General features: G+C 46.3%; 9 protein-coding genes. All 9 read left to right on the top strand.

Annotated features, from left to right (window positions below; translation table 11 throughout):
- Positions 1-63 precede the first annotated feature (63 nt).
- Positions 64-2685 carry a DNA mismatch repair protein MutS gene (mutS, locus tag WA381_RS01780; RefSeq protein ID WP_156087316.1) on the top strand — a complete coding sequence of 874 codons (2622 nt, stop codon included), beginning with the start codon at positions 64-66 and terminating at the stop codon, positions 2683-2685.
- A 156-nt stretch (positions 2686-2841) separates the two neighbouring features.
- Positions 2842-4473 (top strand): CTP synthase, encoded by a 1632-nt coding sequence (locus WA381_RS01775; RefSeq protein WP_014948503.1) that lies wholly within the window; start codon positions 2842-2844, stop codon positions 4471-4473.
- Between the two features lie 58 nt (positions 4474-4531).
- On the top strand, positions 4532-5824 hold the full coding sequence (gene eno, locus WA381_RS01770; RefSeq protein ID WP_039230614.1) for a phosphopyruvate hydratase: 1293 nt from the start codon (positions 4532-4534) through the stop codon (positions 5822-5824).
- 147 nt (positions 5825-5971) lie between these two features.
- On the top strand, positions 5972-6724 hold the full coding sequence (locus tag WA381_RS01765) for a hypothetical protein (protein ID WP_061484944.1): 753 nt from the start codon (positions 5972-5974) through the stop codon (positions 6722-6724).
- Between the two features lie 430 nt (positions 6725-7154).
- On the top strand, positions 7155-8714 hold the full coding sequence (gene leuA, locus WA381_RS01760) for a 2-isopropylmalate synthase (protein ID WP_061484942.1): 1560 nt from the start codon (positions 7155-7157) through the stop codon (positions 8712-8714).
- Positions 8715-9812 carry a 3-isopropylmalate dehydrogenase gene (gene leuB / locus WA381_RS01755; protein WP_061484939.1) on the top strand — a complete coding sequence of 366 codons (1098 nt, stop codon included), beginning with the start codon at positions 8715-8717 and terminating at the stop codon, positions 9810-9812. It begins immediately after the preceding gene.
- 9 nt (positions 9813-9821) lie between these two features.
- On the top strand, positions 9822-11222 hold the full coding sequence (gene leuC, locus WA381_RS01750; RefSeq protein WP_061094370.1) for a 3-isopropylmalate dehydratase large subunit: 1401 nt from the start codon (positions 9822-9824) through the stop codon (positions 11220-11222).
- A 3-nt stretch (positions 11223-11225) separates the two neighbouring features.
- A complete protein-coding gene (gene leuD, locus WA381_RS01745) occupies positions 11226-11831 on the top strand; it encodes a 3-isopropylmalate dehydratase small subunit (protein ID WP_156086019.1) in 606 nt (201 codons plus the stop codon).
- A 346-nt stretch (positions 11832-12177) separates the two neighbouring features.
- Positions 12178-13374: an HD-GYP domain-containing protein gene (locus WA381_RS01740; protein WP_014975819.1), complete on the top strand. Its 1197-nt coding sequence runs from the start codon at positions 12178-12180 to the stop codon at positions 13372-13374.
- The last annotated feature ends 51 nt before the right edge of the window (positions 13375-13425 follow it).

The following is a 13425-nucleotide window of genomic DNA, read 5'->3' as shown; positions in this document are numbered from 1 at the left end:
CCTCAACAGGCATTAAACCCAGCAACAAATTCGCAGAGGCATTTTTTGGAATCACATACTCCTATGATGCGCCAATATCTGACTATTAAGGCGCAGCATCCGAATATTTTACTGTTTTATCGCATGGGCGACTTTTATGAGTTGTTTTACGACGATGCCAAAAAAGCTGCTGAATTACTGGATATTTCATTAACAGCCAGAGGAAAATCTGGTGGTGAACCTATTCCTATGGCTGGTGTGCCTTATCATGCGGTAGAAAGTTATCTGTCACGCTTAGTGAAAATGGGCGAGTCAGTAGCCATTTGTGAACAGGTAGGCGACCCAGCCACCAGTAAAGGCCCTGTTGAACGCGCAGTACAACGCATTGTTACGCCCGGTACAGTCACCGACGAAGCGCTGTTAGAAGAACGTCGCGACAATATTCTGGCCGCCGTTTGTGGTCACAGTATGCACTATGGGCTGGCAACCCTAGATGTTACGAGCGGTCGTTTTGTTGTGTTTGAATGTGACAGCGATGAAAGCCTACTTGCTGAAATTCAGCGCATTAACCCAGCTGAACTGCTCTATCCTGAAGGATTTGAAAGCTTAGCATTGGTTGAAAACCGCAAAGGACTTAGACGCCGTCCTGAATGGGAATTCGACATTGATACCGCCTCAGAGCAATTAAACGCGCAGTTTGAAACCAAAACATTAGATGGCTTTGGAATAAAAGGCGTCACTAAAGGCTTAGGCGCAGCGGGCTGCGTTTTACAATATGTAAAGGATACCCAGCGTACTGCTCTGCCTCACATTCGCCGCATTCAGACCGAACAGCAAGACAGCCGCGTGCAGCTTGATGCTGCCACCCGCAGAAACCTAGAACTTACCCATAATTTGTCGGGCGGACAGGAAAATACGCTGTTCAGCGTGATGGATACCACCACTACGGCCATGGGTAGTCGTATGCTACAGCGTGTTATTCATTCGCCTTTAACCGACCAGCATGAACTGCACAGCCGCTTAGATGCTGTTGAAACTTTCATTAATGACGACCCTGAAGATATTCGCGCAGCGCTCAAACACATTGGTGACATTGAGCGTATTATGGCGCGCTTAGCCCTTCGTTCAGCGAGGCCACGCGACTTCGCTCGCCTAAAAAATGCCTTTAACGCCCTGCCTGATTTACAAGATGCTCTAGCTCGGTTCGACACAGGGCAAATCCGAAGTATTAGCGAAACCATTGGCACTTACCCTGAGCTTCAAGCTCTGTTAAATGATGCCATTATCGATAACCCACCAGTGGTAATACGCGATGGCGGCGTAATTGCCGAGGGTTACAACGCCGAACTTGATGAATTGCGCAAGCTATCACAAGGTGCTACCGACTACTTAGACGCTATGGAACAACGTGAGCGCGAGCGCACCGGCATTTCTACGCTAAAAGTGGGCTATAACAAAGTTCACGGGTTCTTTATTGAAATTAGCCGGGCGAACAGTGCATTAGCGCCTGCTGAATATATTCGAAGACAAACCCTTAAAAACACTGAACGTTATATAACGCCAGAACTTAAAGAGCACGAAGATAAAGTGCTAAGCAGTCAGGGCGCTGCGCTTGCTCTTGAAAAGCAGCTTTATGAAGCCTTGTTTGACAACTTTGCGCCGCACTTAAACAACTTAATTGAAACCGCTGCGGCGCTAGCCAAATTAGACGTGCTATGCTGTTTTGCCGAACGCGCAGTCTCCCTTGATTGGTATCGACCTCATTTGAGTCAAGAATGTGCGCTTACTTATGATGCCGGCCGCCACCCTGTGGTTGAGAACGTGATGAAAGACCCCTTCATTGCCAACCCGCTTCAGCTAGATACCGAGCGCCGCATGCTAATTATTACCGGTCCGAACATGGGCGGTAAGTCGACCTATATGCGCCAAACTGCGCTGATTGCCCTGTTGGCCTGTATTGGCAGTTTTGTACCTGCAGAAAATGCCCACATAGGAAAGCTAGATCGTATTTTTACCCGTATAGGCGCATCAGATGACTTAGCCTCAGGTCGTTCTACCTTCATGGTTGAGATGACAGAAACGGCGAACATTCTAAACAATGCCACAGAAAACTCTCTGGTATTAATGGATGAAATAGGCCGTGGTACCAGTACCTATGATGGATTGTCTCTGGCGTGGGCATGCGCGAGTTATTTGGCAAAACAGCTAAATGCTTATACGCTTTTTGCCACTCATTATTTCGAACTTACTGAACTTCCAGAAACGCAAAGCGGCGTAGTGAATGTGCACTTAGACGCGATGGAGTTTGAAGATACCATACGCTTCATGCATACCGTATCAGAAGGTGCGGCGAGCAAAAGCTTTGGTTTACAAGTCGCCCAACTTGCAGGCGTACCGAAGGCGGTAATAAAAGCAGCGCAACAAAAACTCGCGGTGTTGGAATCATCACACCTTATGACCAGCACGGAAGACGGATCAGAGAAAGCCAACGATGAGTCTTTTGTAGCGAAGAGCTCGGTAAAAGGTGTAAATAAAACAAGCGCATCAGTTAAAGTCACATCAAATACTAAAGGCCAAGCTGAAATGCTATTCCCTGATAAGCAGCACCCGGTTGTAGAAGCCCTTGAAAACTTATCACCCGATGAGTTATCACCGCGCCAAGCGCTAGACCTTATCTACACACTTAAGCGCCTGAGCCAATCTTAAACCAAGCTTAAGCGCGTATAAATTGCGCATCATGTGGGCAAATTGATTGTCTGCCCACATGAATTTGCGTATACTATCGCCCCGTCCAAAGTGTAGCTGGTTTTGTTCTAAACTCAGCCTATATTTACCATACAACCCAAACGTTCTAGGTTTCGCATGACAAATTATATTTTCGTCACCGGTGGTGTAGTTTCATCGCTAGGTAAAGGTATTGCTGCAGCATCGTTAGCCGCAATTCTGGAAGCTCGCGGTCTCACCGTAACCATGTTAAAACTCGACCCTTACATCAATGTCGACCCGGGCACTATGAGCCCTATCCAGCATGGTGAAGTATTTGTTACCGATGACGGCGCTGAGACCGACCTTGATCTTGGTCACTATGAGCGTTTTATTCGCACCCGCATGACTAAGCGCAACAACTTCACTACCGGCCGTGTATATGAAGAAGTGTTAAAGCGCGAGCGTCGCGGTGATTACCTTGGCGCAACCATTCAGGTTATTCCTCATATCACCAATGAAATTAAGCGCCGCGTAATTGAAGGTGCTGAAGGTCATGATGTAGCTATTGTTGAAGTAGGTGGAACGGTTGGTGATATCGAGTCACAACCTTTCTTAGAAGCTATTCGTCAGCTTGGTACCGAAGTAGGCCGTGAACGCGCTATGTTCATGCACCTAACGCTTGTACCTTATATGCCAGCATCAGGTGAAGTAAAAACTAAGCCTACGCAGCATTCGGTAAAAGAGCTTCGCTCGATTGGTATTCAGCCAGATATTCTAGTTTGTCGTTCGGTAGGTGCACTGCCGGCCAGTGAGCGCTCGAAAATCGCCCTATTCACAAACGTTGCCGACAAAGCCGTTATTTCTTTGAAAGACGTAGACAGCATTTACCGCATTCCTGCTGCACTTAAAGCACAAGGCATGGATCAGCTGGTAGTTGACCGTTTCGGTCTTGAGTGTGAAGAAGCCGACTTATCTGAATGGGAACAAGTACTTTACGCTGAGTCTAACCCTACTGCTGAAGTTAATATTGGTATGGTAGGCAAGTATGTTGAGCTACCTGACGCTTATAAGTCTGTAAACGAAGCGCTTAAGCACGCTGGCCTTAAAAATCGTCTGACCGTGAATATTCACCACATCGACTCGCAAGACGTGGAAAGCAAAGGTACCCAAATTCTAGAAAAACTAGATGCTATCTTGGTGCCTGGCGGCTTTGGCGAACGCGGTATAGAAGGTAAAATTGCTGCTGCTCGTTATGCCCGTGAAAACAAAGTCCCTTACCTTGGCATTTGCTTAGGTATGCAGGTAGCGCTTATCGAGTACGCGCGCAATGTTGCAGGTATGGAAAATGCGAACAGCACAGAGTTCGACCCTGAAACGCCTTATCCTGTTGTGGGCCTAATCACTGAGTGGTTAGACGCAGCTGGTACAACTGAAACTCGCACTGAAAACTCAGATCTTGGTGGTACTATGCGCTTAGGCAGCCAGCTTTGCCACCTTATTGACGGCACAAAAGTGCATGAGATGTATGGCAGCACAGAGATTTATGAGCGTCACCGTCACCGTTATGAAGTGAACAATAACCTACGCGACCAAATCGAAGCAGCTGGATTAAAGGTAAGTGGTTTGTCCACTGACAAGCGACTTGTAGAAGTAGTAGAAATCCCTGATCATCCTTGGTTCATTGCGGGCCAATTCCACCCTGAGTTCACATCAACTCCTCGGGATGGACACCCATTATTCACTGGTTTCGTTGCTGCGGCAGGAAAATACCAGAAAGAAAATCACTAATTTCTAATAAAAGGGCGCTCTCTCCCGTTGCGCCCCATTCAATTGTTGAGGAAAAAACATGGCGAAAATTAGTCGCATTATCGGACGCGAAATCTTAGATTCACGCGGAAACCCTACCGTAGAAGCAGATGTTTACTTAGAATCAGGCGTAATGGGCCGAGCTGCAGCACCTTCTGGTGCATCTACTGGTAGCCGCGAAGCACTAGAGCTACGCGACGGCGACAAGTCTCGTTACCTAGGTAAAGGTGTAACAAAGGCAGTTGCAGCAGTTAACGATACCATCGCGCCAGCACTTATCGGTAAAGATGCACTAGCGCAAGCTGATATCGACGGCATCATGATTGACCTTGATGGCACTGAAAACAAAGAAACCCTTGGCGCGAACGCAATCCTAGCGGTTTCACTTGCAGTAGCGAAAGCAGCGGCAGCAGAGAAAGGCGTAGCACTTTACGAGCACATTGCAGACCTAAACGGTACATCTGGTCAATTCTCTATGCCAGTACCAATGATGAACATCATCAACGGTGGTGAGCACGCTGATAACAACGTAGACATTCAAGAGTTCATGGTACAGCCAGTTGGCGCGAAGAGCTTCAAAGAAGCGCTACGTATGGGTGCTGAAATCTTCCACGCTCTTAAGAAAGTACTGTCTGCTAAAGGCCTTAACACAGCGGTTGGTGATGAAGGTGGTTTTGCCCCTAACCTTAGCTCAAACGCTGAAGCGCTTGCAGTAATCGTAGAAGCCGTTGAAAACGCTGGCTACAAAATGAATGAAGACATTACCCTTGCACTAGACTGCGCGGCGTCTGAATTCTATAAAGATGGCAAATACGTACTATCTGGCGAAGATAAGAGCTTCGATTCAGAAGCGTTTGGCGACTACCTTGCTGACCTTTCTTCACAATACCCAATTGTATCTATTGAAGACGGCCTGGACGAAAGCGACTGGGACGGCTGGGCAAGCCTAACTAAGAAGATTGGTGACAAAGTACAGCTAGTTGGTGACGACTTGTTTGTAACTAACACTAAAATTCTTAAGCGCGGTATTGATAACGGTATTGGTAACTCAATCCTTATCAAGTTCAACCAAATCGGTTCACTGACTGAAACCCTTAACGCTATTAAGATGGCGAAAGATGCGGGCTTTACAGCGGTTATCTCTCACCGCTCTGGTGAAACTGAAGACGCCACAATTGCTGACCTTGCAGTAGGTACAGCGGCGGGCCAAATCAAGACGGGTTCACTATGCCGTTCTGACCGTGTTGCTAAGTACAACCAATTACTTCGTATTGAAGAAGCACTAGGTGACGCTGCAACTTACAAAGGCCGTAGCGAAATCAAAGGCCAATAATTGACGCCTGAGAATATGATGAAAAGCCGCTTTCTATAGCGGCTTTTTTTGTGTCTATTTTTTCGCATTGTTTAATGAAACCGTGTAGCAACAAGCGCTTAATCTTGCTAGGGTTAAATAACTTTAGACAGGTATTTGATAATCCCGATGGCTTCAGGCGACAAACTTTCCCACTCTTTACCCAACGCCCAAGTTGGCTTTTTCAGTGAAGCTGGTGAACTCGGTGGAAGCCACCCTCAATTCAATGAAATATGTACTGCTCTGTATGAAAGAGAAATCGTCTCTCTAGCTCATAGCGAGATAAAAAACCTATCGCTGCTTAAGCGTCGAATGGGCGGGCTTCCCTATCACGTGAAAGCTATTGCTCGATATATGATTAGTAATGGCATCGCAAACAATCCATCCCCGCTAAAAACAGATACCCATAATGGGAGTTGGTATGCCAAGCAATCTGCAAAGTGCCCCGGCATTAATCATTTAGACGATGTAGAAAAGCGAGAAGCGTGGTATAGAAAAAACGCTAGGTATGGTCTTGTTGTACCTGTTTTAATTTTAAATATGGAAGGTTCTCACATTGAGCTTGATTCCATTGATATGGTAAATCAAGACAATACCCAGCTCCATCTGAACAAAAATGGATGGTTTGCTAACTCGGGTGAATGCATTCACTCAACAACACTACGCGATGAATTGGAAGCGGCTACGGCACTTTCAGTTCAAAACAAAATACTATTGCGGCCTTCAAAGGCGATAGTGACCGCTGCATGCTGTGGCCACACATGGAGCTTTAAATCCAAGCGTTCACCCCGTGCCTTATCCCTTCGCGAAATGCGCTTATCTACTCAAATCAATTGGAAGAACTTTACGTTACTTAGAAATAACAAGGCTTGTATAGAATAAAAACCCACTTAAAAAGCATAAATAGCCAAGATTCGCATTTCACCTCTATAGATAAAATTAGTACGAACATCCTAATCAACCCTGCAGTTAAAACTTAAAGCCCTTTGAAATGACAGATATTGCTAGCCATGCTTACTGATAACGAACACCGTTAGGATGCGCATCCTAAATAATTAAAAGAAAGCATTTATACACGAAAAATATACTCATTATCGTAAACAATGGTTGACCTCTTCATGCCACATGGGTACATTGTCGCTATCTACTTGGTCAGCAAAGAAACAACAGCTCATGCGTATTCGTTTCCTTCTTCTATCTCTACTCCTTATGGCAGCCAGACTGCACGGGTAGATTGCGACCAGCGATTTAATTTCACAAAAACCCGTGCCAAGCACGGGTTTTTTTTTAACTATTCAACTGAGAGAGCGTCATGACAAATCAAGTGAAGATCTTTGATACCACATTGCGAGACGGTGAGCAGGCCTTACCTGCAAGCCTAAGTGCCAAAGAGAAATTGCAGATCGCACTGGCGCTCGAACGGTTAGGCGTAGACATTATCGAAGCTGGCTTTCCTGTCTCTTCTCCAGGCGATTTTCGCTCTGTACAAATGATTGCAAAAGAAGTTAAGAACTCTATCGTTTGTGGCCTATCTCGCGCATTGCCGGGTGACATTGATGCATGCGGACAAGCATTAAGCGTTGCTGAGCAATTCAGAATTCACACCTTCATCGCAACGTCAGAGATTCACGTAGGTGCCAAGCTTCGCAAGTCACAAGATGAAATTGTAGATATGGCTGTAGCCGCAGTGAAACATGCACGTAAGTATACTGACGATGTAGAGTTTTCCTGTGAAGATGCGGGGCGTACCCATATTGATTACCTATGCCGAATGGTTGAAGCTGCTATTAACGCTGGCGCAACGACGGTAAATATTCCGGACACCGTAGGCTACACAACACCTACAGAGTTTGGCGGTATTATTCAGCAATTGTTCAATCGCGTTCCAAATATCGATAAAGCAACCATTTCAGTACATTGTCACAACGACTTGGGCTTAGCGGTAGCAAATTCATTAGCAGCTGTTGAGCAAGGTGCCAGACAGGTTGAATGTACGATAAACGGTATTGGCGAGCGTGCTGGTAACGCTTCACTTGAAGAAATTGCCATGATCTTACAAACCCGTAAGAACATGTTGGGCTTTGAAACTAACATTAATTCTACCGAAATATCGCGCACATCTAAGCTAGTCAGCCAGCTTTGTAATATGCCAGTTCAATCAAACAAGGCCATTGTTGGCGCAAATGCGTTTAGCCATTCATCTGGTATTCACCAAGACGGTGTCTTAAAAGCGCAAAATACCTATGAAATTATGACCCCAGAAAGTGTGGGCATTAATAAGAACAACCTAAACTTAACGTCACGCTCTGGCCGTCATGTGATTAAACATCGCTTAACCGAACTTGGCTATAAAACCGAAGACTATGACTTAGAAGCGGTGTATGACGCCTTCTTAAAGTTAGCGGATAAAAAAGGCCAAGTATACGATTACGACCTTGAAGCCTTGTTGTTCTTCGATAAGCAAAAGCACGACCAAGCACACTTCCAGTTGCTTTATCTTCAAGCTAATTCAGGGCGTGAAATCATTCCAAGCGCCACCGTTAAAATGAAAGTGGGCACTGAAGAGATTACCCAGTCTAGTATTGGAAACGGCCCGGTAGATGCGGCTTATAAGGCCATCATGTCTATACTAGGTCACGAAGATTTAGAAGTTGTCGACTTTAAATTAGATTCAAAAGGTGAAGGTGCCGACGCTTTGGCGCAAGTGAGCGTTATCGCTACATATAAAGGCCGTCGTTTCCATGGAATCGGCTTGGCTACAGATATTGTGGAAGCCGGCGTTAAAGCCCTTATCTTTGTATTAAATAACACATATTTGGCCGATCAAATTGATCAGCAAAAAAACCAACAAGAACGCGTTGCAGGAGTATAAATGAGCCAGTATTCAATTGCCGTATTAGCCGGAGACGGTATCGGCCCAGAAGTTATGCAGGAAGCCAATAAGGTTTTAGATGCTGTTGAAAAGAAGTTTAACGTCACCCTGAACCGTACTGCATATCCTGTAGGTGGCTACGCCATTGATACTGAAGGCGAAGCGCTACCCTCAAAAACGCTTTTGGGCTGTGAGCAAGCCGATGCGATCTTGTTTGGCAGTATCGGTGGCCCTAAGTGGGACACCTTGCCGTTAGAGCAACGTCCTGAGCGTGCCGCACTACTTACCCTTCGCAGTCATTTCGACTTGTTCAGTAACTTACGCCCGGCTCGCATTTATCCGGGCCTTGAAAGCCTGTCTCCCCTTCGTGAAGACATTGCTAAATCAGGCGTAGACGTTTTAGTTGTGCGTGAGCTAACCAGCGGTATTTACTTTGGTCAGCCTAAGGGCCGAGAAGGTGAAGGCGAAGAAGAGTTCGCGTATGACACCATGCGCTATAGCAAACGTGAAATTCGCCGTATTGCGATTGCAGCGTTTGAAGCAGCACAGAAGCGTCGCGGCAAAGTGACGTCGGTGGACAAAGCCAACGTACTGGTAACCAGCCGCTTATGGCGTGAAATTGCTGAAGAAGTCGCAAAAGACTATCCAGATGTAGAACTAGACCACATCTACATCGACAACGCCACTATGCAAATAATGAAGAACCCAGCGCAGTTCGATGTGATGCTGTGTTCAAACCTTTTTGGCGATATCGTTTCTGATGAATGCGCTATGATGACTGGCTCTATGGGCTTGTTGCCATCGGCAAGCATGAACGAAGAAGGCTTTGGCCTTTATGAGCCAGCAGGCGGTTCGGCCCCAGATATTGCAGGCCAAGGCATTGCTAACCCTATCGCACAAATTTTATCAGCCGCCATGATGCTGCGTTTCAGCATGAATTTGAATGTTGTTGCCGACGCAATTGAAAAGGCAGTAGTGGCAACGTTAGAAGCAGGTGTACTTACAGGCGAGTTATTACCTGCAGATAAACGCAGCCAAGCGGCAAGCACGTCACAAGTGGGCGATGAAATCGTTAAACAATTAATGGCGCAGGAGTAAAACAACCTCATGGCCAAGACCTTATATGACAAAGTGTGGCAAGCCCACATTATTGACCAAATCGGTGAAGACAGCTTAATTTATATCGACCGTCACCTAATTCACGAAGTGACGTCACCTCAGGCATTCGCTGGCCTTAATGAAAAAGGCCGTAAAGTACGACGCCCTGATCGCACGGTTGGCACCATGGATCACAGCATTTCGACTCGTTCACTGGCAATTGATGCCTGTGGACCAGCCAATGCGCTTCAGCTACAAACCTTGGCAAAAAACTGTGAAGAACACGGCATTCAGCTATTTCCAGTGGGTCACCAAAAGCAAGGTATTGTGCACGTTATGGGCCCTGAATTAGGTTTAATTCAGCCTGGTATGACGGTGGTGTGTGGTGACTCACACACTGCAACCCACGGTGCATTTGGTGCGCTAGCGTTTGGTATTGGTACCTCTCAGGTAGAGCATGTATTGGCCACGCAAACGTTAAAACAAAGCCGCGCTAAGAGCATGCTTATTAATGTAAATGGCAAGCTTCCTGTTGGTATTACCGCAAAAGACATTATTCTTGCCATTATAGGAAAGATTGGCCACGCCGGCGCTACTGGCCATGTCATTGAATACGCGGGTGAAGCTATCCGCGGTTTAAGCATGGAAGAGCGCATGACGGTGTGCAACATGAGTATTGAAGCTGGTGCGAAAGCTGGCCTTGTTGCACCAGACGAGAAAACCTTCGCCTACCTTGAAGGCCGTGAATACGCACCCAAAGGCCAGGACTGGGAAGACGCTGTCGCTTACTGGAAAACCCTTTATACCGAAGAGGGGGCAACCTTTGACACTGTGGTTGAACTTGAAGCGGCGGATATCGCTCCTCAGGTTACGTGGGGCACTAACCCAGGCCAGGTTATTGGCGTAAACACACCGGTACCTGCCCCTGAAGACTTCAGTGACCCGATTGAAAAAGAGAGCGCAGTAAAAGCGCTTGAGTATATGGGCTTGAAACCCGGTGAAAAGCTTGCCGACGTTGCAGTAAACCACGTATTTATCGGTTCATGCACCAACGGTCGTATTGAAGATATGCGTGCAGCGGCACAAATTGCCAAGCGCGGTAAAGTCGCCGATTCAGTAACCGCGATTGTTGTACCAGGGTCAGGTAATGTTAAACGCCAAGCAGAAGCAGAAGGCTTAGATAAAATCTTTATCGATGCTGGCTTTGAGTGGCGTTTGCCAGGTTGCTCTATGTGCCTTGGTATGAATGACGACAAGCTAGTGGCAGGCGATAGATGTGCCTCTACCAGTAACCGTAACTTTGAAGGCCGTCAAGGCCGTGGTGCGCGCACTCACTTGGTAAGCCCAGCAATGGCTGCCGCTGCTGCAATTACCGGTCGCTTTGCTGACGTTAGAGATTATCAGGAGTAACTTATGTCTGAACAAGGTTTTACACAACACACAGGCATTGCTGCGCCGCTTGATCAGGCCAATGTCGATACCGACCAAATTATTCCAAAACAGTTTCTAACTGGCGTAACACGTGCTGGCTACGGCAAACATTTGTTTCACGACTGGCGTTATTTGGATTTAGAAGAGAAAGAGCCAAACCCAGCGTTCGCGCTGAATAAGCCTGAGTACAAAGGTGCGAGTCTGTTGCTAGCTCGCGAAAACTTTGGTTGTGGATCAAGCCGAGAACACGCGCCGTGGGCACTTGCCGACTTTGGATTTAAAACGGTTATTGCCACCAGCTTTGCTGATATTTTTTACGGCAACTGCATTAATAATCAGCTAGTGCCTGTGGCATTATCAAGCGAGCAAATGGACGCTTTGTTTGCTGCAGTGAAGGCAGACCCAGCAATTAAGATCACCGTTGATCTTCCAGCGCAAACAGTAAGTTTTAACGATACAAGCTTCAGCTTCGATATTGCTGAGCATCACAAAAACAACCTTATTAAAGGCTTAGATGCTATCGGTCAAACGCTTGAACTCACAAGTGCTATAGAAGCCTTCGAAGATAAACAGCCCGCGTGGTTGTAAAAGCGTGGGGCTTTAGCGCTTAACAACGCCCTAGCATGACACATGGGTGCTGTCGCGAGATGGCACCCTGTTTATTTCTCTCATCTATGCCTCTACCTTAACTTCGCATCAAGACGCCTAATACCAATCCGCAATAAAAATATCAGTTCACCTGATTTGAGCCATAAGCAACTTCTCGGCACATTTACACATCACGCGTTTTCTCACGAATTCGGTAATCCTACATTCGCCGACTCTAGCTATACTAAAGACTAATAAACTCCTCACTTTTTTCACTGGAATATCGTACTATTCGTTTCTATTGTAATTGAAGGCTATGGCAACGTTGTGCCTCACAGGAGAGATAATGCTAGAACAGGTACCCATTGATGATTTGCAGCCAGGAATGTACGTCAATCAAGTACTTGAACAAACAGGTTCACTTAAAATGCGCTCTAAAGGCATTGTGAAAACCCAAGCCATTATTGATAGTCTAAAATCGAAAGGTATTTTAAGCGTCGAAGTAGATCTTGCGAAATCTAAGCTGCCCGAGCCAGCTGTGCCACCCGAGCCAGCTAAAGAAAAAGAGCCTGAAGTGACTAAACCGGTTGTTAAGCCAGTGGGTCGTGATTCAATTAACGAAGCCAACGAGCTTTACAGCAGCGCAATTGCCATTCAAAGCAGCTTTTTAAAGTCGCTTAAAAATGGGGCGGTAAAAGATTTGTCTCCCATGGAATCGCTGTCGCAAAGCCTGATCGAAAGTGTATTTGATAATAAAGATGCGCTGAGCTGCCTGACTATGATCAAGGACACCGACCAGTACCTTCTTGAGCACAGTATTAATTGCAGTGTACTAAGCGGCATTTTCTGTGAGTTTCTTGGCTATGACAGAGATACCACAGAGCAAGTGAGTTTAGGCGCCCTATTGATGGATATCGGCATGTCTTCCCTGCCAGATGAAATTCGCAATAACACAGGCGAATTTTCCAGTGATGATTGGGAAGTGATGAAAACCCACGTTGAAATTGGTGCAGACCTAGTTGAACAGTGTGGCGATATTTCTGACCTATCGCTACGCATCATTGAAGAGCACCACGAGCGCGTCGATGGAAGCGGCTACCCGAGAGGATTGGTTGGTGACGAAATCTCAGAGTTCGCGCGTATTGCTGCCATTGTGGATGCATACGATGCCATGACATCTAATCGTACGCACAAAAACAGTATCACGCCTACTCAGGCGCTAAAGCGACTAACTGCGACAGAGAACTTAGACCAAGAATTGGTAAAACAATTTATCCAGTGTATTGGCGTGCACCCTGTTGGCTCCTTGGTGAGGTTAAAGAGCGGTAAATTAGGTATTGTTAGCAAAATCAACCCTAAAGACCCCGTAAGCCCTCACGTTATGACCTTTTACAGCGTTACGTCGCAGCATTTCAATGAAGTGAAACGCGTTGATTTAAGTCAGTACGACGATGAGATTGTGTCAGGCGTTCGCCCCGAAGAGTTTAGTTTGAACTTACCAAAATTCTTTAAAGACGTTTTCATCAATCAGATGCCGCTGTAGAACACAAAGTATAAGCAGCGAAAAGGCCCTTTTTTCAAAGGGCCTTTTTTG

The organism is Alteromonas sp. CH_MED4-4 (assembly GCF_037029575.1).
Lineage (GTDB): Bacteria > Pseudomonadota > Gammaproteobacteria > Enterobacterales > Alteromonadaceae > Alteromonas > Alteromonas macleodii.
This window is presented reverse-complemented; position numbering and strand designations above follow the sequence as displayed.